General features: G+C 70.5%; 15 protein-coding genes and 3 pseudogenes. 13 read left to right on the top strand and 5 right to left on the bottom strand.

The annotated features are described in order from the left end of the window. The first annotated feature begins 7 nt into the window (after positions 1-7). Genes KSF81_RS21785 through KSF81_RS30305 form a run of 3 tightly spaced genes read left to right on the top strand, consistent with a single transcriptional unit; the run spans position 8 to position 2,805 of the window. Positions 8-1,021 (top strand): extracellular solute-binding protein, encoded by a 1,014-nt coding sequence (locus tag KSF81_RS21785; RefSeq protein ID WP_217380739.1) that lies wholly within the window; start codon positions 8-10, stop codon positions 1,019-1,021. Positions 1,022-1,055: 34 nt separating this feature from the next. After that, positions 1,056-1,985: an iron ABC transporter permease gene (locus KSF81_RS30310; RefSeq protein ID WP_254453678.1), complete on the top strand. Its 930-nt coding sequence runs from the start codon at positions 1,056-1,058 to the stop codon at positions 1,983-1,985. A gap of 34 nt (positions 1,986-2,019) precedes the next feature. Further along, positions 2,020-2,805, top strand: coding sequence for an iron ABC transporter permease (locus tag KSF81_RS30305; protein ID WP_254453677.1), 786 nt, complete (start codon positions 2,020-2,022; stop codon positions 2,803-2,805). Positions 2,806-2,841: 36 nt separating this feature from the next. Here the strand turns inward: KSF81_RS30305 and KSF81_RS21775 are convergent, their stop codons facing one another. Together KSF81_RS21775 and KSF81_RS30300 are read right to left on the bottom strand one after the other, a co-directional pair. Then, a complete protein-coding gene (locus KSF81_RS21775) occupies positions 2,842-4,176 on the bottom strand; it encodes an LLM class flavin-dependent oxidoreductase (protein WP_254453676.1) in 1,335 nt (444 codons plus the stop codon). Then, complete coding sequence (locus tag KSF81_RS30300) at positions 4,124-5,698, bottom strand: ABC transporter substrate-binding protein (RefSeq protein ID WP_254453675.1); 1,575 nt, start codon at positions 5,696-5,698, stop codon at positions 4,124-4,126. The genes KSF81_RS21775 and KSF81_RS30300 overlap by 53 nt, the downstream gene beginning before the upstream one ends. Before the next feature lie 178 nt (positions 5,699-5,876). Between KSF81_RS30300 and KSF81_RS21770 the strand changes: the two are divergent. The 5 genes and pseudogenes from KSF81_RS21770 (at position 5,877) to KSF81_RS30290 (ending at position 10,600) form a co-directional block, all read left to right on the top strand. After that, positions 5,877-6,894, top strand: a pseudogene (locus KSF81_RS21770) (NAD(P)H-quinone oxidoreductase). Positions 6,895-6,900: 6 nt separating this feature from the next. Then, positions 6,901-7,662 carry an SDR family NAD(P)-dependent oxidoreductase gene (locus KSF81_RS21765; protein ID WP_217380737.1) on the top strand — a complete coding sequence of 254 codons (762 nt, stop codon included), beginning with the start codon at positions 6,901-6,903 and terminating at the stop codon, positions 7,660-7,662. Between the two features lie 13 nt (positions 7,663-7,675). Continuing rightward, positions 7,676-8,542 carry a DMT family transporter gene (locus KSF81_RS21760; protein ID WP_217380736.1) on the top strand — a complete coding sequence of 289 codons (867 nt, stop codon included), beginning with the start codon at positions 7,676-7,678 and terminating at the stop codon, positions 8,540-8,542. A gap of 107 nt (positions 8,543-8,649) precedes the next feature. Continuing rightward, positions 8,650-9,696: pseudogene (locus tag KSF81_RS32400) on the top strand (FUSC family protein); the annotation flags it as partial. Positions 9,697-9,727: 31 nt separating this feature from the next. Next, on the top strand, positions 9,728-10,600 hold the full coding sequence (locus tag KSF81_RS30290; protein ID WP_254453673.1) for an FUSC family protein: 873 nt from the start codon (positions 9,728-9,730) through the stop codon (positions 10,598-10,600). A 284-nt stretch (positions 10,601-10,884) separates the two neighbouring features. On the opposite strand, the gene KSF81_RS21745 is transcribed toward KSF81_RS30290, so the two are convergent. Continuing rightward, positions 10,885-11,301, bottom strand: a complete 417-nt coding sequence (locus tag KSF81_RS21745; RefSeq protein ID WP_217380733.1) for a DoxX family protein — start codon at positions 11,299-11,301, stop codon at positions 10,885-10,887. Between the two features lie 389 nt (positions 11,302-11,690). Here KSF81_RS21745 and KSF81_RS21740 point away from each other — a divergent pair, with 389 nt between their 5' ends. Beyond that, a complete protein-coding gene (locus tag KSF81_RS21740; protein WP_217380732.1) occupies positions 11,691-12,677 on the top strand; it encodes a tripartite tricarboxylate transporter substrate binding protein in 987 nt (328 codons plus the stop codon). Between the two features lie 222 nt (positions 12,678-12,899). Here the strand turns inward: KSF81_RS21740 and dctP are convergent, their stop codons facing one another. After that, positions 12,900-13,886 (bottom strand): TRAP transporter substrate-binding protein DctP, encoded by a 987-nt coding sequence (dctP, locus tag KSF81_RS21735; RefSeq protein ID WP_217380731.1) that lies wholly within the window; start codon positions 13,884-13,886, stop codon positions 12,900-12,902. A gap of 410 nt (positions 13,887-14,296) precedes the next feature. Here dctP and KSF81_RS21730 point away from each other — a divergent pair, with 410 nt between their 5' ends. The 3 genes from KSF81_RS21730 to KSF81_RS21720 all read left to right on the top strand — a co-directional run bounded on the left by KSF81_RS21730 (position 14,297) and on the right by KSF81_RS21720 (position 19,529). Beyond that, the gene (locus KSF81_RS21730) at positions 14,297-16,039 is read left to right on the top strand and encodes a sensor histidine kinase (RefSeq protein ID WP_217380730.1); all 1,743 of its coding nucleotides are present in this window, start codon (positions 14,297-14,299) and stop codon (positions 16,037-16,039) included. A 114-nt stretch (positions 16,040-16,153) separates the two neighbouring features. After that, the gene (locus KSF81_RS21725; protein ID WP_217380729.1) at positions 16,154-16,996 is read left to right on the top strand and encodes a response regulator; all 843 of its coding nucleotides are present in this window, start codon (positions 16,154-16,156) and stop codon (positions 16,994-16,996) included. Positions 16,997-17,084: 88 nt separating this feature from the next. Further along, entirely contained in the window at positions 17,085-19,529 is a 2,445-nt protein-coding gene (locus KSF81_RS21720; RefSeq protein WP_217380728.1) for a hybrid sensor histidine kinase/response regulator, read from the top strand. A 39-nt stretch (positions 19,530-19,568) separates the two neighbouring features. Here KSF81_RS21720 and KSF81_RS21715 read toward each other — a convergent pair. Further along, positions 19,569-20,308: pseudogene (locus tag KSF81_RS21715) on the bottom strand (crotonase/enoyl-CoA hydratase family protein). Positions 20,309-20,950: 642 nt separating this feature from the next. On the opposite strand from KSF81_RS21715, the gene KSF81_RS21710 reads away from it, so the two are divergent. Further along, positions 20,951-22,204, top strand: coding sequence for a sodium:proton antiporter (locus KSF81_RS21710; RefSeq protein WP_217380727.1), 1,254 nt, complete (start codon positions 20,951-20,953; stop codon positions 22,202-22,204). The last annotated feature ends 66 nt before the right edge of the window (positions 22,205-22,270 follow it).

Here is a 22,270-nt window from a genome sequence, read left to right as displayed (position 1 = left end):
TGGTCTGGTGCGGCCGGGTCCGGGCCGCGCCCAGGCGCAACCGGCCGGCGACATCAGCGCCAATGAGCGGACGCTCTACGAAGCCGGCAAGTCCGGGAACGAGCAGGCCACCTGGTATGTCTCGCACTACAACAGCGAGACGGCCGAGGCGATCGGCCGCGCCTTCAACGAGACCTATCCGGGCGTGAAGGTGAATGTGGTCCGTACCACGGCCCAGGTCGCCTTCCAGCGCCTGTCGCAGGACATGCGTGCGCGCGTGCGCAATTGCGATGTGTTCAGCTCGACCGACATGGGGCATTTCACCGCGCTGAAGGAGGCCGGGCAGCTCGAGAAATACGTGCCGCGGAACGCAGTGCATCTCTTCGAGGCCTACCGCGACATCGACCCGGACGGCTACTACCACACGACGGCGGCCGGAACGGTGCTGATTACCTATAATACCTCGAAGGTGAAGCCCGAGGAGGCGCCGCGGAAATGGACCGACCTGCTCGACCCGAAGTGGCGGGACCACGTCGCGGTGGGGCATCCGGGCTTCTCCGGCTATGTCGGCACCTGGGTGGTGGCCATGCGGAAGCTCTATGGCTGGGATTATTTCCGCAACCTCGAGAAGAACAAGCCGCAGATCGGCCGCTCGATCAACGATACGGTGACCATGCTCAATTCCGGCGAGCGCCTGGTCGCCGCCGGGCCGGGCGCGACCACCTTGCGTAGCGCGGCCCGCGGCAACCCGCTCGATGTCATCTATCCCGAGGACGGCACGCTGCTCATGATCTCGCCGAGCGCGATCATGAAGGGCACGCGCAATCCGAACGCATCGCGCCTCTTCGTCGAATTCCTGCTCGGCAAGCGGGCGAACGAGATCCATGCCGAGAATTTCAGCGATGTCACCCGCCCCGACGTGCCCTCCTATCCCGGCGCGCAGCCGCTTGATCGGGTCAAGGTCATCCGGCCAACGACGGAGGAGATCGAAGAGGGCATCCCGGAGGTGAAGGAGGCATGGCGCGACACCTTCGGGGTCTAGGCCCGGTGCGCGTGCCACCAGCGGGAGCCTGGCCATGAGTTCCACCACCGCCGCCCCGAAGACGGCCACCGGCGTGGCGGCGCCCGCCAACGCCTTCATGCGCCGCCTGCGCCATGCGGAGCCGGCGACGCTGCTCTGGATCCTGCTGATCGGCGCGCTGTTCTTCCTGGTCGTCTGGCCGGTGGCGGAGTTGCTGATCACCAGCTTCCAGGCCCGCCGCACCGGCGCCTTCACACTGGGGAACTACGCCGCGGCCTATGGGCGGCAGCGCTATGTCGATGCAGTGCTGAACTCCCTGGCGCTCGGCGCCGCCAGCGCCGCGATATGCGCCGTCCTCGCCGTGCCGATGGCCTGGGCCTGCTCGCGCACCGACATGCCGGGCCGGGGTTTCGCCTGGTTCACGGTGCTGGCCGCCTTCATCATTCCGCCCTATCTCGGCGCGGTGGGCTGGATCCTGCTGGCGGGGCCCAATTCGGGGTGGATCAACCAGATCTGGGGCTGGCTCACGGGCAGCGAGAGCAGCCTCGTCAATGTCTATACCTTCTTCGGCCTCGCCCTTGTCATTGCGCTGCACTCCTTTCCCTTCATCTTCATTTTCCTCAAATCGGCGCTCGACCTCGTCGCCTCGGAAATGGAGGATGCGGCGAATATCCTCGGCGCCGGCACCTGGCGCACGACGCTGCGGATCACGCTGCCGCTGGTCTGGCCGACGATCCTGGCGAGCATCGTCCTGGTCTTCCTGGAGACCATCGCGCTCTTCGGCACGCCGGCCATCATCGGCATCCCGGCCCGCATCAACGTGGTGACCACCCAGCTCTGGCAGTTCTTCGAAGCCCCGGTCCGCGCCGAGGTCGCGGCTGCCTATGCCATGCCGCTGCTGCTGATCACGGCGGTGCTGATCGGCGTCCAGAAGCTGCTGCTGGCCCGCAAGGGCTATGTCTCGCAGACCGGCAAGGGGGGGTGAGCGGCGGCTCATCAGGCTGGGACCCTGGCGCTGGGTGCTTCTCGCCTGGTGCGGCTTCGTGTGCCTGCTCTCCGTGGTGGCGCCGATGGTCGCGCTGCTGCAGGCCTCCTTCGCCAAGGCCTGGGGCCGGGGCTTCTCCTTCGACAACCTGACGCTGGGCAACTACCACTACCTGCTGTTCCAGCATGATGCCGCCTGGCCGGCGGTGGTGAACACCTTCGTCTTCTCCGCGGTATCCGCCACCGCCGCCATGGGCCTTGCGCTGGCCATCGCCTATATCGTCAAGCGGCAGCTCATGCCCTTCGGCATGGCGCTGGCCTTCCTCTGCATGGCACCCTTCGTCATTCCCGGCATCGTCATGGCGATTGGGTTCTACTCCGCCTATGCCGGGCCGCCGCTCACGCTCTATGGCACGGCGGCGATCATGATCCTGGCCTTCATCACCCGGTTCCTGCCGATCGCCTATGCCAATGGCGCCGCGGGGATGCAGATGATCCACCCGGAAATGGAGGAGGCGGTGCGCATCCTCGGCGGCGGGCGCCTGACCGCCATCGGCACCGTGGTGGTGCCGCTGCTCAAGAAGGCGCTGCTGGGCGGCTGGCTCCTGGTATTCATCCTGGCCACGCGCGAACTCAGCGCCGCGATCTTCCTCGTGGGGCCGGAGACGCGGACCATTTCCGTGCTGCTCTACGACCTGAGCGAGGAGGGCAACCTCGAGGTGCTGTCGGCCCTTGGCGGCATCCTGCTGGTCATCACCCTGGCCTTCGTCGGGATCGGCATGAAGCTGATCGGCCGGGACTTCATGCTGCGGAGGGGCTGACCGCCTTCAGGGACCTGGCGGCACAGGGCAAGACCTCTATCCCGCATGGTCGAAGAATCGGCTGCCCGGCCGCGCGAGCCCATAATGCGACCGCAGCATATGCCCCTCATATTCGTATCGGAACAAGCCGCGCCGCTGCAGGATGGGGATGACCTCCGCGACGAAGACATCGAGCAGCGCGGGCAGGATGGGCGGCATGACATTGAAGCCATCCGCCGCGCCGGAGCGGAACCAGTCCTCGATGAGGTCGGCGACCTGCTCCGGCGTGCCGGCCATGGTGAAATGGCCGCGCGCCCCGGCAAGGCTGTGCAGGAGCGCGCGCAGCGTGGGGCGCTCGCGCGCCACCAGGGAGGTGATCACCTGCGCCCGGCTGCGGGCCGCCTGCACCTGCCCGGGGTCCGGGAAGTCATCGACCGAGAGGGGCCGGTCGAGTTCGAGATGCGAGAAGTCATGGCCGCCGAACCGGCTGGAGAGGCGCGCCAGGCCGACCCTCGGGTCCGCCAACTCGTTCAATTCCCGCCAGAGCCTCCGCGCCTCCTCCTCGGTCGAGCCGATTACCGCGCTCAGGCCCGGGAGGATCAGGATCTGGTCGCTCGGGCGGCCCAGCGCGGCGGCCTGGGATTTCAGGTCGGCGTAGAACTCAGCCGCCGTGAATTTCTCGAGATGCGCGGTGAAGACCGCCTCAGCGTGCCGCGCGGCGAATTGCCGGCCCGTCTCCGAGGAACCGGCCTGCACGAAGACCGGGCGCCCCTGCGGCGACCGCGGCAGGTTCAGCGGCCCCTCGACACGGTAATGCGCGCCCATGTGGTTGATGCTGCGGATCCGGGCCGGATCGGCGAAGCGGCCGGACCGGCGGTCGTCCAGGATGGCGTCATCGGCCCAACTGTCCCAGAGGCCGGTTGCGACTTCGAGGAATTCCTCCGCCCGCGCATAGCGCTCGGCATGGCCCATCTGCTGGTCCTGCCCGTAGTTCCGGCCGGCGCCGGCGATCCAGGAGGTGACGATGTTCCAGCCGATGCGGCCGCCGCTGATATGGTCGAGCGAGGCGAATTGGCGCGCGAGGTTGAACGGCTCCGTATAGGTCGTCGAGGCGGTGGCGATCAGCCCGATCCGGCTCGTCGCGCCGGCAAGCGCGGCCAGGGTGGTGATGGGCTCCAGCCCGCCCCTGGCGGAATGCTCGATCTCGTCGCCGAGGGTGAGGGTATCCGCGAGGAAGATGGAATCGAAAAGCCCCGCCTCCGCGGTCCGCGCCAATTGCCGGAAATACTCGATATCCGTGAGGGCGAGAGGGGTCGCGGAGGCATGGCGCCAGGCCGATTCATGATGGCCGCGCCCATGGATGAACAGGTTGAGGTGCAATTTCCGCGACATCGTTCTTCCCCCGGATGGCGCCTCGCCTTGGGGCACGCTGAGATTGGCGAGCCCTGGGCATGATCGTCCCATGCCGGCGCGGTTGGGAAGCCATTTCCTGACGCCGCGAGCGCATGCGAAGACCCGGCTCCGGTTGCATCGCCGGCCGGTGCTGGCTTGGCGGGCTCAATGTTGCATGCCTGGTCGCGGCTCGCGCCGGCCGCCAGGGCGTGGCAGTGCAGTCCCCGCCAATTACGGCGAAGCGGGGGAGTGCCGTGTCAGCCCGGCTTGCCGAAACCGGGTCGCAGCGGCGCCACCGCGGCCTCCGCCGGGGCCACCGTGACCAGCCGGCCCCCCCCTGCCATTGCATCAGGAAGGGCCGGGCGCGCTGGTTCTGGCCGGTTTCGTCGAATCTGGCGCCCCAGCCGGTGGGTGTCGTGCCTTCCGCGACATCGCTGGCCAGCATGGCGGCGCGGATGCGGTCCTTGTCGGTGCCGCCGGCGCGCTGCACCGCGTCGAAGCAGAGGCGGGCGCCGGCGTAATTCGCCAGGCTGTGGCCGGAACGCGGTTCGCTGCCATAGGTCCGCCGGTAGATTTCGACGAATTGCCGAACGCCCGGCGCGATGCGTTCATTCACCTCGAACTGGGTGAAGTCCACATCCAGCGTGCCCTCGAAAGCCGGGCCGATGGCGCGGGCGGTGTCCACCAGGCTGTAGCCGCCGCCGGAGCCGATCACCATGCGCGGCCGCCATCCCGCCTCCCGCATGCCGCGATAGAGCAGCGCGATGTCGCCGGGCTGGCCGGTATGCAGCACCACCTCGGCGGCGATGCTCCGCAGCCGCTGGACGGCGGCGGAGAGGTCCACGCTGCGCGCCGGATAGGCCAGCCGGTCCAGTTGCAGCAGGCCACGCGCCTTGATCTGTGCCTCCTGGGAATTGGCCACGCTCTGCCCGACCAACGCATCCTCATGCAGGATCGCCAGCCGCAGCCCGGCGGGCGGCAGGTTCCACAGCGGCGCCAGGACATCGGGGACGACGTTCACCGTCTCCCGGCCGAAATCGCTGGCGCGCGGGCAGGTGCGGAAGACATAGCGGAAGCCGCGTTCGGTGATGCGGTCGCTGATCGCGCCCAATTCGAAATAGGGCAGGCCCTGCAATTCCGTCACCCTGGTGGCGGCGGAGGCGAGGGCGGAATCATAGGTGCCGAAGATCGCCGCCACGCGCTCGGTGCCCATCAACCGGCGGGCTTCAGCGGCGGCCTGGTCCGGCTCGGTCGCATCGCCCTTCACCAGCCGGATCGGCCGGCCGAGCAGCCCGCCGGCGGCATTGCGCTCCTCGGCGGCGGTCTCCAACCCGCGGAAGCTTTCATCGCCCAGCAGCGCCAGGCTGCCGGAGAAGGGATAGAGGGCACCGAGGCGCAACTCGCCGGCCTGGCCATTCCCCTGGGCACCCCCTTGGGCGCCCGCGCGGCGGGGCAATAGCGCAGCCAGGGCGGTAGCGACCGCCAGTCCGCCGAGCAGGGGGCGGCGGGCGAAGTCGGACATGTCGATCCTTGCCGGGCGAGAGGCCTGTCGGCGGGATAGTCGTGGCCGGCGGCCCGGCTTGCAACCCCGGGCGGCGGCAACGGCTTCGTGCCCGATTCCTGCCCCGTGCCGCGCCGGCCTTGACGCGGGCCGGCCCGGCGCGGAACCTCCGCCGCCGCAACCCGGGAAGGACTCACCCATGGCCACCCAGACCGCCGTCCCGCAAAGCATGACCCATATCACCTACGGCAAGGGCGGCGGGCCGGAAGTGCTGGTGCCCACCACCGGCCCGGTGCCGCAGCCGAAAGCCGATGAGGTGCTGATCCGGGTGCTGGCCGCCGGGGTGAACCGGCCGGATGTCTCGCAGCGCAAGGGCGAATATCCGCCGCCCCCCCGGCGCCAGCCAGATCATCGGCCTCGAAGTGGCCGGCGAGGTCGTGGCGGTGGGGGCCGAGGCGGGGGCCTGGAAGCCCGGCGACCGGGTCTGCGCGCTCACCAATGGCGGCGCCTATGCGGAATACTGCGCCGCGCCGGCAAGCCAATGCCTGCCCTGGCCGCAGGGCTATGACGCCATCCGCGCCGCGGCGCTCTGCGAGACCTTCTTCACCGTCTGGGCCAATCTCTTCGGCCATGGCAGGCTGGCGGCGGGCGAGACGGTGCTGATCCATGGCGGCAGTTCCGGCATCGGCGTCACCGCCATCCAATTGGCCAAGGCGATGGGCGCGCGGGTCTTCGCCACCGCGGGCAGCGCGGAGAAGTGCCAGGCCTGCCTCGATCTCGGCGCCGATGCGGCGATCAACTACCGCGAGCAGGATTTCGTCGAGGAGGTGAAGCGCCTCACGGACGGCAAGCTGGTGGATGTGGTGCTCGACATGGTGGGCGGCGACTACTTCCAGCGCAACCTGCGCTGCCTCGCCATGGACGGGCGGCTGGTCATCATCGCCTTCCTCGGCGGCGCGGAGGCGGCGAAGGTCGATCTCCGGCCGATCATGGTGCGGCGGCTCACCGTGACGGGCAGCACCATGCGGCCGCGCACCACGGCGCAGAAGGCCGCGATCGCCGAGGCGCTGCGCGCGAAGGTCTGGCCGTTGCTGGATGCCGGCCGCTGCGCCCCGCCGATCTTCAAGGTCTTCCCGCTCGCCGAGGCGGCGGCGGCGCATGCGCTGATGGAAAGCAGCCAGCATATCGGCAAGATCGTGCTGAAAGTGGCGGAGTAGCGGGCGATGCCGGAGCAGATCCAGACCCATGCCGGCCGCGTCGCGCTGGTGACCGGTGGCGGCCGCGGCATCGGCGCCGCCATCGCCGCGATGCTGGCGGCGCGCGGCGCCCGCGTGGCGGTGCTCGATGCCGATGCCGCCCTGGCGCGCGAGGCAGCCGCGGCCTGCGGCGGCCTGGCGGAGCGCTGCGACGTCACCGACCGCGCCTCGGTGGATTCGGCCTGCGCGGCGGTGGAGGCGGCGCTCGGCCCGGTCGATATCCTGGTGAACAATGCCGGCATCAGCCCGAAGCCGGGCGGCCGGGCCTCGCCCATCTGGGAGATGCCGGCGGAGGAATGGGACCAGGTGATCGCGGTGAACCTCACCGGCTGCTGGAACCTGGCGCGGCGCCTGACCCCGGGGATGGTCGCCCGGAAGCGCGGCTGGATCGTCAACATGGCCTCGGTCTCCGGCAAGGCCTGGACGCCGCTGGTCGGCAGCCACTACAGCGCCACCAAATCGGCGCTGATCGGCCTGACCCGCCACTGGGCCGGGGAGCTGGGGCCGCATGGCGTGCTGGTTAATGCCATCTGCCCCGGCCGCATCATGACGCCGATGGCGAGGCTGGTGGCGCCCGCGGTGAACGAGGCGATCATCGCCAATACGCCCCTCGGCCGCGGCGGCGAGCCGGAGGAGGTGGCCCGCGCCGCCTGCTTCCTGACCGGGCCGGATGCCGGCTTCGTCACCGGCACCACGCTTGATGTCGCCGGCGGCTGGATGATGACGTGAACCCACGCAGGGCATGACGGCCTGGCAGGGGCTGCGCTACCTCCTCATTTCCGTGCTGCTCTTCGGCGGCATCTGGCCGATCACCAAATCGGCGCTGGAGGATGCGACGCCGCTCTGGTTCGCGCTGAACCGGGCGGCGATGGCCTCGCTGGTGGCGGCGCTGCTGCTGGCGCTGCTCGGCCGGCTGCGGCTGCCGGCGCGCGGCGACCTGCCCTGTGTGGCGGCGATCGGCCTGCTGCAACTCGGCAGCTTCTTCGCGCTGACGCATCTGGCGCTGGATTTCGTGCCGGCGGGCCGCACCGCGATCCTCTGCAATGTCACGGTCTTCTGGCTGATCCCGCTCTCCGTGCTGTTCCTGGGGGAGCGGGTCTCGCCGCGGCAATGGCTGGCGGCCGGCATCGGGCTGCTCGGCGTGCTGGCCCTGATGGCGCCCTGGAACCTGACGGGCGGTGGCTCCGCCGGGCTGCTTGCCGGCTATGCGCTGCTGCTGGCGGCGAGCCTGGCCTGGAGCCTGGCGATCCTGGTCACCCGCCGCTTCCCGCCGCAGCGGTCCGTGCTGGGATTGCTGCCCTGGTGCTTCGGCCTCGGCGCCGCCCTGATCCTGCCGCTGGCGCTGCTGCGGGAGCCGGGCGGCGGGATCAGCGGCGGCGCCTGGCCGCATGCGGTCTTCGTTGGCGCGGTGGCGGCGCCGATCGGCACCTGGGCGACCATCGAGGCGGGTCGGCGGCTCTCCGGCACGCTGGCCTCGCTCGGCTTCCTCGCCATCCCGGCGGTGGGGGTGCTGCTGTCGAATCTCTGGCTGGGGGAGCCGCTGGGCTGGGACGTGGCGCTGGGCGGCGGGCTGATCCTGGCCAGCGTGGTGCTGGCGGCGAAGGGGTAGGGGGCCTCTGGCGGCGGCGCGATGCGGCGGAGGCCCCGGCGGGCAGGCTCGGCAAGGCAGCCCGAACCGGTGTATGAGGCTACCGGCGTCATCCTGGTGCAGGGTTCATGGCCGCTTCGATCGGGCAATTCCTCGGCCTGGACCGCGCCGGTGTCGCCCATGGCCTGAGACTGGCCTTCGCCGCCTGGCTGGCCTTCGCGATCGCCTCCCTCCTGCATCTGGGAAATGCCTATTGGGCGGCGATGCCGATCTGGGTGGTCTCCCAGTCCTCACGGGGCCTGCTGCTCGAACGTGGCTTCTTCCGCATCATCGGGACGGCGCTGGGCGCCGGCGCCGGCTTCGGCATCCTTCAGGTCACGGGCAATCCCTATCTCGAACTCGCCATGCTGAGTGCCTGGGTGGCGGCCAATGCGGGTCTCGTCCATGTCCTGCGCGGCGTGCATGGCTATGGGGCCCTGATGAGCGGCATGACGGCGGCGATCGTCGTGCTCCCCTCGGTGCTGATGCCCGGGGCTTCCGGGGCGATCGCCCTGGCGCGCGTGGAATGCACGCTGATCGGCGTTGTGGTGGTCACGCTGGTGACCGGGTTCTGGACCCCGGACGCGCCGCGCCAGGACTTCTATAAAAGGGTCAGGCGCCTCTCCAGCGATGCCGTCGCCTTCGTCGCCGCCGTGCTGAAGGACCTGCCGCAGGAGGAAGGCGCGGCGCTCGAGCAGCGGATCCTGCGCGAGATGGGCGAGGTGCAGGCGGCCGCGAGCCTGGTCACGGCCGGTTCCATCGAGGGCTACCGCCGGCTGCACCATGTGCATGCACTCGTCACGGTCTCGCTCGCCGTCATTGCGGCGGGGCGCGCGCTCGACCAGCGCCTGCGCCGCGAGGGAATGCCCTCCGGAAGCCTGCCGGACGACATCGCCTGGCTGGCCGGCAGCCTGCTCGCGGCACCGCAAGCGGCGGCCGAGCGGCGGATGCGCCTCGCGCGGATCGCGGCGATCGACCCCCGGCTGGCCGACACCCTCGGCCGCCTCATCCGGGCCGAGGCGGTCTTTGGGACGGAGCCGCGGGGCGCGGATGCCCGGTCCTTCGGCAGCAAGGCGACCTATCTCGCCCCCTTTTATGACGGGCGCTGGGCGGTCGAATCCGGCCTGGTGGCCGGCGGGGCCACCTTCCTCGCGGCGGTCCTCGCCCATGTGTCGGGGTGGCCGGCGGGGGGAACTGGCCGCCCTCGGCGTCTGCATCTTCTCGCTGGTGCTGGGCTCGCTGCCGGCGCCGCAGGTGGTGGCGCCCATGATGCTGCAGGGCATCAGCGTCGGGGTCGCCACGGCGATCCTCTACCGCTTGGCCATCCAGCCGCATGTCGCGACGGTCCCCGGCCTGCTTCTGTCCGTCGCGCCCTTCATCCTGGTCGGCGGCCTGGCGAGGGCGAGCCGGAAGGCCGCGGGGCCGGCGCTCGATGCCAATATGTCCTTCCTGCTCGCCAGCCAGGCGGTGCTGCCGGCGGTCACCGACAAGGTCGTCATCCTGAACGAGGCGGCGGCCCTGATGCTGGCGGTGGGGCTCGTCGCCCCGGGCTTCATGCTGATGCCGCGGCGTGCCGGCAAGCGGGCCGAAAGGGCGGCGGCGGCCATCCGCCACGACCTGCTGCGCCTGGCGATGCAGCGGGAGCCGGTCGATGCCATCCGGCAGGCGGCGGTGGCGGCTCGCCAGGTGCTCCGCCTCAGCCTGCATCTCGGGCAGATGGCCGGCCTGCCGATGCGGCCAGGCTTCAGCCTGCTGGCGGTGCTCAATCTCGGTGAGGCGATCGCCCGACTGCAGGGATTCGTCGCCCGTCGGGACGGGGACAGCGCCTTGCGGCAGGTGCTCTCGGATGCGCTGCTCAGGCTCCGCCAGATGCGGGAGGATCCGGCCGGCATCGCGAAGGATCTCGAAGGCCAGGCGCATGCCCTCGCCGATGCGGAGGCGGCGGCAATATTGCGGGACCTGGCCGCTGGCCTGCGCGCGAGCCGCAGGCTTCTGACATTCGTGGCCTATCCGTCCGAGGGCGAGCCGCCGGCAAGATGACCGGCGGCATTGCGGAAGCTGGGGAGTCCGGCCGCCTGATTCGGTCCGATCCCGGCTTCCACCGCCGGGCAGCCTGCATCCGCCAGCCGCGGATGGCGGCACGGCCCCGGTCCAGGCGGTGCCTGCACCGCATCGGGCGCAGCGCAGGCGAAGGCGGATTGGAAGGCCGGGCACTTCTGCAAGGTGCCCGGCGACGAGCGCGAGTTCATCCCCTTGCCCGGGAGCCGGGTGCGGGTCGATACGCGGCTGGGCGAGGGGGCGCCGGCGAGGAGGCGCCAATCCTCCTAGGCGAGCCGCGGAGCAGCCTTTGCCCTTGCGCCGTCGATGCTCCAGGCGCCCGGGCCCGAGAAGACGAGCAGCAGGAACACGAAGCAGTAGAGGATACTGGCATCGCCGCCGTTCAACGCCGGATAAAGGTTCCGGGGGGCGTGGAACATCCAGTACGCCACGGCCATCTCGCCCGCGAGCAGGAAGGCCACGGGCCGGGTGAACAGGCCAATGAGGATCAGGAAGCCACCGGCGAATTCCAGGATGGCGCCGAACCAGAACAGCGAGAAGTCCGGTGGCAGCCCGCCCCCGGGCGGGGCCGGAAAGCCGAACAGCTTCTGCGTGCCGTGCAGTATAAAAGTCAGGGCCGCCGCGATCCGCAATGCGGCCAGGGCGTAGGGAGCATAGCGGTCGAGGGTATCCGTGTATCGCATGATGATCCTTGCCTGTTCAGTTCAACCCACGTGAAACTCACCCTAGCACGCCGACCTGAATAAGTGTTCCGGCGCCGCTCTGCCAGGGATCAAGGCTGCCCTCGACCGCGGTTCCCAAGGCATGGAGATCTTCCCGGAAGATCGGTTCATCGGCTTCGATGCATGCCGACAGTCCGGCTCAATCCGGTTGCGCCATCGTGCAATGCCTGCCGCCTGGTGCGCCTGCGCGCCGCGCGGCGCATGTGCCGGCCCTCGCCCCGTGACAGCGGTCAGGATCGCGGACATCCTGCCCGCAGCAGAAGGGCAGCAGCATGAGGGGGGGCGTGCAGGCTCTCCCCGCGCAGGGCCGCGATGCCGCAGCCATGCGGCAGACAAGGGAGAACAGCCGCATGACCCGCCACGACAGCCGCATCCAGCGCCGCCTCATCCTGCTGTCCCCGGTGCTGGCGGCATCGGGTGCCCGGGCGCAGCCGGGCGCCTATCCCACGAATCCCATCCGCATCACCGTGCCCTATCCCGCGGGCGGCACCACGGATGTCGTCGCCCGCGTCGTGGCCGAGGCGCTGTCGCCCCGCCTGGGCCAGCCCATCGTGATCGACAACCGGCCCGGTGCCGGTGTCACGGTCGGCACCAGCTTCGTCGCTAAGGCGCCGCCGGATGGTTACAGCCTGCTGGTCACGACCCTCGCGCATGCGATCAATCCCAGCCTGTTCCGGTCGCTGCCCTATGATTCCGAACAGGATTTCATCCCGGTCGGCATGATCGGGCTGACGCCCTTGGTGCTGGTGGTGAACCCAAGGCTGGAGGCCCGCGACCTGGTGGGCTTCATCGCGCTGCTGCGCGCCGAACCGGGGCGCCACACCTTCGGCTCCGCCGGGGTCGGCAGCCCGATGCATGTGGCGCCGGAGCTGTTCCGGCAGATGACCGGCACCGAGCTGCGCCACGTGCCCTATCGTGGCGAGGCGCCGGCGCTGAACGACCTGGTGGCGGGCCACATCACATTCGCCATCGACCCGGTGACCGCCGCCTCCGGCCTGGTGCGCTCCGGGATGCTGCGGGCGATCGCAGTGGCCTCGGCGCAACGCGCGGAGATCATGCCCGATGTGCCGACCATGGCGGAGGCGGGGCTGCCTGGCTTCGAGGCCTATACCTGGACTGCGCTGATGGCGCCGCGGGCCACGCCACCGGCGGTGATCGAGCGGCTGAACCGCGATCTCAACGCCACCCTGGCGCTGCCGCAGGTCCGCGGCCGGCTCACCGAACTCGGCGTGGAACTGGGGCGGGCCTTCTCGCCCGCTGAGGCGCGCGACTTCATCCGCGCCGAGACGGTGAAATGGGCGCCGATCGTCCGCGCATCGGGCGCCGTGCTGGACTGAGTGGCCCGATCGTCCGCAGGCGAAGCCGGAGGGCGTGAATCGGTCCGCAAGATACAAGTGGCCCGATCGTCCGCAGGCGAAGCCGGAGGGCGTGAATCGGTCCGCAAGATACAAGCGGCCCGATCGTCCGCAGGCGAAGCCGGAGGGCGTGAATCGGTCCGCAAGATACAAGCGGCGAGCCTCCTGCGGTACCGGGCGGCAGCCGGCCCCGCTCCCCAGGCGCTATCCCCGGCGATAGGCTGCCAGGATGGCTTCCCCCTCCGCTCCCGCGCGGCTTGCCCAGTCCGCCACCACGGGGGCCGCGGCCTGTGCCAGTGCGGCCCTGAGCGCCGGCGACGTGGCGATGGCCACGCCGTTCGCGCGCATGCGGGCCTCATTCTCCGCCAGGCGGCTGGTGATCGCCTGGAACTGCCGCGCCTCGGTCTCGCCCGCGGCCTGCGCCACCGCCGCCCGGGCGGCTTCCGGCAGCGCGGCCAGGCGATCCGCGCCGCAGAAGGCCAGGCTGAGCGGCGAGGCATAATCGAGCACGCTGAAATCCGGCAGCACTTCCCAGAGCCGCGCGCCCGCGCCGCCATCGCCGGAGGACAGCACCGCATCCAGCTCCCCCGCCCGCAGCCGGGGCAGCGCATCGGCGAAGGAGATCTGCACGGGCGCGGCGCCCGCCGCCCGCAGCACCGCCGTCCCCGCGGCGTCATAGGTCCGCACCCGCAGCCCCTGCAACGCCTCCGGCCCCGGCAAAGGCTGGCGCGACCAGAGGCCCGTCGCCGGCCAGGGGGTGGCATAGAGCAGCGACAGCCCGCGCCCGGCCAGTGCCGCGCGATAGGCCGGGCGCGCGGCCTGCAGCAACCGCGCCGTATCGGCAGTCGAGGCCGTGAGGAAGGGCAGGGCGGAGATCCCGAAGACCGGCGCTTCGCCGGCCAGGGCGCCGGTGAAGGCATCCGCCGCCTCCACCCTGCCTTCGGCGACCGCGCGCAGCATGCCCGCCGAGCGCAGCCCCTCCGACGCGTCGAAGCCCGGCCGCACTGCCAATGCCCCTGCCGAGAGGCGCGACATGGTGCTGGCGAAATGGGCAAGGCCCTCGCCGGGCATGGCGGTGGCGGGATATTCCGTCACCATGCGCCAGGCCGCCTGGGCCCTTGCCGGGCGCCGCACCGCAGCGCCGGCGCCCAGCGCCAGGAAGAGGGTAAGGGCAGGACGGCGTGTCAGCATGGCATGGGAACTCCCTGGATGCGTCCGAAGCGCCAGATTGTACCGCCATGCTCCCGGCGCATGGGCCGCTCCGAAGCCGCGCGTGGCGGGGATTGAAGGCCGTCGGCACTTGGTTGTGAAGGCGGATCGCCGCAGGATAAATTACGCTTCGATACGAAATACCCCGGCAAATCGGCCTGTTTGGCCTCTGATGAACGTATATTCAATTCTTCGGGATAACATGGAACCGATTGCCTCCTGCTGTGCGGTGCGCGATGATAGGGGCGGGGTTCTTTCCGTGGTTGCAGGGTTCCAATGGATTGCGCCAAATGCGTGCCGAGATGGGTGATGGCTCTCCTCGTCCCACGGCGCCGCATGGCCAGGCAGGCAGGCGTGGCGCCTGGTCCGCGCCGCAACCTCCGGAAGGGCTGATGTCCTCGCATTGGCGCATCGGCGGGACGCTGCCTAATCCGCGCTCCGGTCCCGGTCTGTCGAATCCCGCCCGAGCCGGCGTGGCCGGCCGGTCGGGTGCCGCCCATCCCTGGCGCGAGGGCGCGCTCTGGCTCGGGCTGTTCTGCTGCGCCGGCGGCATGGCGGCCGCCATGGCCATCGCTGGCTGGCTGCCCGTGCTGCCGGTGCATTTCCGGCTCCCGGTACAGGAGGTCTCCGCGGTGCTCGGGCAGGTGCTGGTCTGGCTTGCCCTGGCCGCCGCCGGGATGGTCGCCTTCGGTGGCGCCCTCTACCTGAACGGCCGCCGCCGGGAAGCATCGCTGCGGCAGGCCAATGCCGCGCTGGAGGCCAGGCTGCTCGCCCTGACCGACCGGGCGGAGGCGCTCGACCTGACCGCCGTCATCCTGCGCGCGCCGGATGGCACCATCCGGCACTGGTCGGTGGGCTGCGAGCGCCTGTTCGGATTCTCCGCCGCCGAGGCGCTGGGGCGGGCCTCGCACGAGCTGCTCGGCACCCGGTTCCCGGATGGCGGCCGCCGGACGGTGCAGGACGAGTTGCTGCGCAGCGGCGAATGGCAGGGCGAGCTGCGCCACAGGCGGCGGAACGGGCAGCCCGTGGTGGTCGCCGCGCATTGGATCCTGCGCCGTGATGCCGCCGACCGCCAGCCGAGCGCGGTCGTCGAGGTGCATGCGGATGCCACGGCGCTGAAGGCCGCCGAAGCCGCCCTCAGCGCCGGCGAGGCCAGGCTCCGGCTGGCGCAGGAAGTCGCCGGCGTCGGCACCTGGGAATGGGAGGTGGAGGCCGACAGCTTCGTGTGGTCGCCGGAGCAGCATGCCCTGTTCGGCACCTCGCCCGCGGCCGGGGCGCCGCAATCCTATGACGCCTTCCTCGCCCTGGTGCATCCCGAGGACCGGGAGCAACTGCGCATGGCGGCCTGCCGGGCCCTGGAATCCGGCGAGTACGAGGCCGAGTTCCGCATCCTTCGCCCTGGCCGCAACGGCTCCGAGGATATCCGCTGGCTGATCGGCCGCGGCCGCCGCATGCCGGGGCTGACCGGGCGGATGGGGCCGATCCTCGGCGTCAATGTCGATATCACCGCCCGCAAGGAAGCCGAGGAACGGCAGGCGTTGCTGATGCGGGAGGTGGACCACCGGGCGAAGAACGCCCTGGCCGTGGTGCAGGCCGTTCTCCGCCTGACCCGCGCCGACAGTCCGGACAGCTTCGCCCGCGCGGTGGAAGGCCGCGTCGCCGCGCTCGCCCGGGCGCAGACACTGCTCACCGAATCGCGCTGGATGGGGGCCGATCTGCTGGCCATGCTGCGCGGCGAATTGGCGCCTTTCATGGACATGTCCGGCGACGCGCGGGTGACGCTCGAAGGCCCGCCGGTGACGGTGGCACCGGTGACGGCGCAGCCGCTTTCCATGACATTGCATGAACTCGCGACCAATGCGGCGAAATACGGCAGCCTGTCGGTCCCCGAGGGCCGGCTGGCACTGACCTGGTGGATCGATGCGGAGGCCGGCCGGCTCATGCTGCGCTGGGTGGAGACCGGAGGACCGGCCGTCGCCGCGGCGCCGGCGCGTAGCGGCTTCGGCTCCCGCCTCATCCAGGCCACGGTGCGCGAACAGTTGGGGGGCGAGGTGGTCCTGCAATGGGAACCATCCGGCCTGGTGTGCGACATTGGATTGCCGCTGCACCGCGCCGTCGCGCGGGATATGGTGTAGCGAGGTGACGGCCGCCCATCCGCTGTCCGGCCACTCCGCGGCCATTGCCGGGGCATCCTTCGTCGGGGCGCCTTTCGTTGGAACCGGCGCGATCCACCCTCACCGAGGGCCTGCATGGCTATCATTCTGATCCTGGACGACCGGGCCACCAACCGGAACATCTATGCGAGGCTGGCCACGGCGATCGAGGACGGAGTCTCGGTGGAGGTCTTCGCCGATCCCCTCGATGCCCTGGAATGGCTGGAGGACAACCGGGTCGACCTGGTCATCACCGACTACAAGATGCCGGGCATGGACGGGGCGGAGTTCACCCGGAAATTCCGCGCCATGCCGGGTGGCCTGCATGTCCCCATCGTCGTCATCACCGCCTATGACGACCGCAGCTTCAAGCTGCGGGCCCTTGATGCCGGCGCCACCGATTTCCTGCAAAGCCCGGTCGACCATTTCGAGCTGGTCACCCGGGCACGCAACCTGCTGGCGCTCGGCCGCCAGGCCCCCGCCGGGGAGGAGGGGCCGCCGCCCGAGGCGCCGGCCGGCCGCGACGCCCTGCCGGAGCCGGCGGGTCCGGCGCCGAAGGATCTGGCCGACCCGGAGGGCCGGGGCCGCATCCTGGAGGCGATCCCGGCCCTCATCAGCCTGGCCGACCGCGACGGGCGCTGCCTCTATGCCAACAGGGCCTTCGCCGCCGAATCCGGCGCCTCGCCCGCGGCATTGCCCGGCAGCAGCATCGCCCAGCTCCTGGGCCCGGAGCGCGGCGAGCGCAGCCGGCTGGGCGACCTTGCGGTATTCGGGTCCGGCGAGGCCCTGCCGGCCTACCAGGAGGAGGTTGCCGGCCGCCGTGGCGAGCGCCGCCGCTGGCTGACCACCAAGGTGCCGCTGCGCGACGCGGGCGGCGCCGTCGCCGCCGTGCTCACGACCTCCTTCGAGATGACCGGCACTGCGCCGGGTGACGGATGAGGTAGCGCGGATGGCCGACCAGCAGCGGGAAAGGCGCTCCCGGCCGGGTCTCGGAAGCCTGCGGGGGGAGGCAGGCAGCGAGGAGGAGATGAGCTTCAACCGGCTCGGCTTCGCGCTGGTCATCTTCGTCTATCTCCTGACGGCCGGGGCATCGGTCGCGGATGAGCAGCTCCCGAACCTCTTCTACTGGAGCTGCCTCGCCGTCGGGGTCTTCGTCCATATCCGCCTCCGCCCCGGGCATAGCCGGTTGCGGCGGGGCTTCGCGCTGCTGCTCGACATGGGGTTCCTCACCTGGTTCCTGCATGAGGCCGGCGAGGTCGCGGCGCCCTTCTTCCTGGTCTATATCTGGGTCGCGCTCGGCAATGGCTTCCGCTTCGGCACGGCCTGGCTGCTGGCGGCCATGGCGGTCTTCGTCGCCGGCTTCGGCTGGGTGGTGCTGACGACGCCCTACTGGCGGGAGCAGCCATATCTCTCGGCCGGCCTGCTGATCGGGCCCTGCGTGCTCGGCCTCTACGCCGCGACCCTGATCCGCAAGCTGTCGCAGGCGAAGCGCCAGGCGGAGCAGGCCAGCGAGGCGAAGAGCCTCTTCCTGGCCAGCGTCAGCCACGAGCTCCGCACGCCGCTCAATGCCATCATCGGCATGGGCAGCCTGCTGCGCAGTTCCACGCTCGACCGCGAACAGCAGGAAATGGCGCGGACCATCGACGGTGGGGCCAGGTCCCTGCTGTCGCTCATCAACCGGATCCTGAACTTCTCCCGCATCGAGGCAGGGGGCACGACGACCCGGACCGAAGCCTTCGACCTCACCGTCCTGCTCGAGGAGGTGCGGCAGATGCTGCTGGCCCAGGCGCGGGAGAAGGGTCTCAGGCTGTCGCTCCATGTCACGCCCCGCACGCCGGCCCGGATCCTCTGCGACCGGACGCATCTCAGGGACATCCTGCTCAACCTGGCCGGCAATGCGGTGAAATTCACCGAGTCCGGCGGCGTCACCATCGGCGTGGATGCGACCGAGCCCGCATCCGGCCAGCTTCGGCTGCGCTTCGAGGTCGCCGATACCGGCATCGGCATCAGGCCGCAGGCGCTCGGCCGGATCTTCGAACGCTTCACCCAGGCGGATGAGAGCATCGCCAGCCGCTTCGGCGGCACCGGGCTGGGCCTGTCGATCTGCAAGGGGCTGGTGCGGCTGCTGGGCGGCGAGATCGGCGTCGCCAGCGAGCCGGGCCAGGGCAGCACCTTCTGGTTCACCGCCCAGGCGGCGCGGCAGGCCGAGCAGCCCGCGGCGGCGGAGCGGTCCTTCGCCGGCATCGCCGCCTTCATCCTGACCTCGGACCCCGCGGGCGCCGCCGGCATCGGCACCCGGCTCGCGGCCCGCGGGGCTGCCGTCCGAAGCTACGGCATGAGCCGGGCCGCGCTGGCCGAAATCCGGGGAGCCGAGCCGGACGGCGGCGTCCCGGCGCATCTGGTGCTGTGCCTGCCGCAGGGCCGCGACCTCGGGCCAGGGGAGGTCATGGAGGTGCTGCGCGGGCAGGACGACCATCCGCTTTTCGCGTTCGGCGAAGCGCCGGCGGAGGGTCTGCCTTCGCCCGGGATCCGCCGCCGCGTCACGACTTGGCTGCGGGCGGAACCCACCGAGGCCGAGCTGCGGACGTTGATGGCGATCATCGCCGCCCGGCTCCTGCCCGAGCTGGATGCGGCGGCCGCCCGGCCGCTGCCTGCCTCCGGCGGCGCGCGGCGCCTGCGGGTGCTGGTGGCCGATGACAACCGGGTGAACCGGCGCGTGGTGCAGAAGATCCTGGAGCGGTCGGGCCACGAGGCGCTGCTGGTCAGCGATGGCGAAGAGGCGCTCGATGCGCTGGAGGAGGGCCAGTTCGACGCGGTGCTGATGGACGTGAACATGCCGGTGCTCGGCGGGATCGAAGCGACCAAGCTCTACCGCTTCGCCGCCCTTGGCCGGCCGCATGTGCCGATCATCGGCTTCACCGCCGATGCGACGCCCGAAGCGGCGCAGCGGTGCCGCGAGGCGGGGATGGATGCCTGCCTCACCAAGCCGGTCGAGCCCGCGCAATTGATCGAGGCCCTGGCGGCAGTCGCACCGCAGCCGGGCGACACCGCCCCCGCCGCGAAGGGCCAGGAGGTGGCGTCCATCGCCTCGCATCCCCGCTTCCGCCCGGCGCCGCTGCCGCCGCTCGACCCGCAGGTCCTGGCGGATCTGGAGGCGCTTGGTGGCAGCGAATTCGTCGCGGGCCTGGCCGAGGATTTCCTGCGCGAGGCGGCGCAGGTGCTGCAGGCCCTGCAGGCCGCGGCCGGCAAGGGGGATGTGCGGCGGTTCCGGGCAGAGGCGCATGCGCTGCGCAGCAGTGCGGCCAATATGGGCGCCAAGCTCGTCTATGAATTATGCGGCGCCGCCGAGGCCATCGCCCCGGCGGAGGTCGCAACAGCCGGCGCGCGGCAGGTGGTCCTGCTGGCCGCGGAGCTGGAGCGCGTGCGCGAGGCACGGCCAGGCCTGGAGCCCCGGCCCGGCCGCATCCATTGAGCCGGGCGCGGTGGAGGCCCGGGGTCTTGTGGCCCAGGGTCATCCTGCCACCGCGACCGGGCCGGGCTGCGCCGCCAAGCGGCGGTCCTGGGCGGCGGTGAGGCGGGACATCCGGCGGAGATCCTGGTCGCTGAGCCGCATGGCGGCCTCGGCCCAGACCTCCACGACGTCCTGCAGCTCCGCCAGCGTGACCGGGTCCACCCGGCGGCGGGCGCGATAGGTGGCGCTATGCGCATTGTGCCAGCGCGAATTCCTGTCGATGTAGTCCTGCACGGCCTCCTCGCCCTGGCCATCCGGCGCGACCACATCCACCAGGCCCATCGCGTGCAGTTCCTCGGCCGTGTAGATGCGGCCGCTCATGATCATGCGCTCGGCCTCCACGCGGCCCAGGCGGCGCGACAGGAAGCTGTAGGCGCCCATGCCGGGGAAGAGGTTGAACAGGACTTCCGGCAGGCCGAATTGGCGCTGCGCTCGGCCACGATCAGGTCATGCGCCAGCGCGCATTCGAAGCCGCCGCCGAGCGCGTCGCCCTGCACGAGGGCGATCGTCACCATCGGCAGGTCGCAGGCGACGTGGTTGCGGTGGATGGCCTCCACCGCGGCCTTGCCATAGTGCCGGAGGCCATCGAGATTGCCCGCGGCGATCATCTGCCGGAACAGTCCCAGGTCCCCGCCGAGGTTGAAGATGCCGGGGATGGCGGAGGCGCAGACGAAGTAGCGGATCCCCGGATCGGCGCCGCGCGGGCCGGCCTGCGCCAGGGACCCGATGGAACGCTGCATGGCGGCGACGTCCCGCAGCAGTTCCGGGCTGAAGCAGGGCCGGCCAAGCGGCTTCAGGCGGCACCAGAAAACCTGCCGTTCGGTATCGAGATCGATATCCAGCGTCTCATAGGCATTGGAACGCAGGGTCGCCTGGGCGAGCGGAATTGGGTTGGGAAAGCTGGCACCGATCTCGGTGAAGCCGGCGGCGGGCAGCGTGCGGATGAAGGTCATGCGGCGGGATCCTCGACGGGTCGCCCCGGCGAGGCCTCTGCCGGGCCGCCAGGCTACCGGGGGCGGGATGAAGGAAAGCGGCGCCGGCCCGTCATCTAACCGCACACGTTAATGTTATACAATAATATTTGACCTGGGGTTCATTGCCAGCGGGTGCCGAACCGCCATTCCCTCCGCGCATCGGGACTTGGCGCCTCGGGCAAGCGGTTTGCAAGGCCCCAAACCGGGTCGAGGGCCGGCGGCGTGGAAGGCCATGCACAGCGGCGGCTGCTCCTGGCCGGATGGCTGCGGCCACCCGGCCGCGCCACGGGGATGGCGCCGGCACTGTTGCAAAAACGTCGCTCAGGCGCCGATTCGAGTGTCTGCGCACCACAGGGCATGGCAGCCTCAGGCGCCTCGGGCCAACCGACGGCGACCGGAGCAGAACAGATGCTGCCCTTCGACTTCGCCGCGCTCCTCCTGTTCCTCGCCGCCGCGCTGGGCCTGGTGAATCACCGCTGGATCGGAATGCCGCAGCCGATCAGCCTGCTGATCGGGGCGCTGGTGCTTTCCCTGGGGATCGCCGCGGTCGATCAGTTCCTGCCCGGCCTGGGGCTGCCGGAGCTTGCGCGCGGGACCCTCAAGGCCGCCGACCTGTCGCATGTCCTGCTCGACGGCATGCTGGCCTTTCTCCTCTTCGCCGCCAGCCTCGAAGTGGACCTTGAGGAATTGCGGACCAGCAAATGGGCCATCCTTGGCCTGGCGACCGTCGGCGTCATCCTCTCGACGCTGATCTTCGGCCTGCTGATCTGGCTGGCCTTCGTCGCGGCCGGCGCGCCGGTGCCGATCCTGTGGTGCTTCGTGCTGGGCGCGGTCCTGGCGCCGACCGATGCGGTCGCCGTGCATGGGCTGCTCCGCCGCGTCCCTCTGCCGCCCGCCTTGAAGGCGGCCATCACCGGTGAAAGCCTGTTCAATGATGGCGTGGGCGTCGTGATATTCCTCATCGCTCTGGCCGGCGCGCAGGGTGCCAGGGGCCTCGTCGGCCATGGCGCGGTCGCCGCGGCCCTGGTGTCGCAGGGCGTCGGCGGGGCATTGCTCGGCCTGGCGACCGGCTACCTGGCGGCGCTCGCGCTGCGGCGGGTCGACAACCACAACCTCGAACTCATCATGTCGCTCGCGCTGGTCCTGGTGACCTTCCGCCTCGCCGATGCGGTGGGCACCTCCGGCCCCATCGCCGTCGTCACGGCGGGCCTGGTGATCGGGCAGGAGATCCGGCGGATGGCCAGCAACGCGGCGCCCCGGGACCACATCACGACCTTCTGGTCCATGATGGACGAGTTGCTGAATGCGTTGCTCTTCCTGCTGATCGGCTTCGAGATCCTGGTTATCGAGCCCGACCGCATCCACCTCCTGCCGATCCTCGCCTCCTTCCTCTTCGCGCTCTGCGCGCGCTCCGTCAGCGTCGCGATCCCGCTGGCCTTCCTCTATCCGCGCATGCAGGAGATGCGCCGGGACGTCGCCATGCTCACCTGGACAGGGCTGCGCGGCGGGGTTTCGGTGGCCTTCGCGCTGATGCTGCCGGAGTCGCCCTATCGCAGCGAGTTGCTGGCCGTCTGCTATGCGGTTGTCGTTTTCACCGTAATTGTCCAGGGTCTGACAGTGCCAATGGTTGCGCGCGCGCTGCTGCGCACCGGTCCGCGCTAGCGGCTTTCCCCCTGGAAGTATCGATTCCTGTTGCAGGAACGTGCCGGGAGGATCAAATTTCCCCAC

The organism is Siccirubricoccus sp. G192 (assembly GCF_019084075.1).
Lineage (GTDB): Bacteria > Pseudomonadota > Alphaproteobacteria > Acetobacterales > Acetobacteraceae > G192.
This window is presented reverse-complemented; position numbering and strand designations above follow the sequence as displayed.

Coding starts and splice junctions, on each gene's coding strand:
- KSF81_RS21720 (WP_217380728.1), top strand. CDS start 17,085: ATGAGCTTCAACCGGCTCGGCTTCGCGCTGGTCATCTTCGTCTATCTC.
- KSF81_RS30300 (WP_254453675.1), bottom strand. CDS start 5,698: ATGTCCGACTTCGCCCGCCGCCCCCTGCTCGGCGGACTGGCGGTCGCT.
- KSF81_RS30290 (WP_254453673.1), top strand. CDS start 9,728: ATGTGTCGGGGTGGCCGGCGGGGGGAACTGGCCGCCCTCGGCGTCTGC.
- KSF81_RS21745 (WP_217380733.1), bottom strand. CDS start 11,301: ATGCGATACACGGATACCCTCGACCGCTATGCTCCCTACGCCCTGGCC.
- KSF81_RS21730 (WP_217380730.1), top strand. CDS start 14,297: ATGTCCTCGCATTGGCGCATCGGCGGGACGCTGCCTAATCCGCGCTCC.
- KSF81_RS21775 (WP_254453676.1), bottom strand. CDS start 4,176: ATGTCGCGGAAATTGCACCTCAACCTGTTCATCCATGGGCGCGGCCAT.
- KSF81_RS21740 (WP_217380732.1), top strand. CDS start 11,691: ATGACCCGCCACGACAGCCGCATCCAGCGCCGCCTCATCCTGCTGTCC.
- KSF81_RS21760 (WP_217380736.1), top strand. CDS start 7,676: ATGACGGCCTGGCAGGGGCTGCGCTACCTCCTCATTTCCGTGCTGCTC.
- KSF81_RS21725 (WP_217380729.1), top strand. CDS start 16,154: ATGGCTATCATTCTGATCCTGGACGACCGGGCCACCAACCGGAACATC.
- KSF81_RS21710 (WP_217380727.1), top strand. CDS start 20,951: ATGCTGCCCTTCGACTTCGCCGCGCTCCTCCTGTTCCTCGCCGCCGCG.
- KSF81_RS21765 (WP_217380737.1), top strand. CDS start 6,901: ATGCCGGAGCAGATCCAGACCCATGCCGGCCGCGTCGCGCTGGTGACC.
- KSF81_RS30310 (WP_254453678.1), top strand. CDS start 1,056: ATGAGTTCCACCACCGCCGCCCCGAAGACGGCCACCGGCGTGGCGGCG.
- dctP (WP_217380731.1), bottom strand. CDS start 13,886: ATGCTGACACGCCGTCCTGCCCTTACCCTCTTCCTGGCGCTGGGCGCC.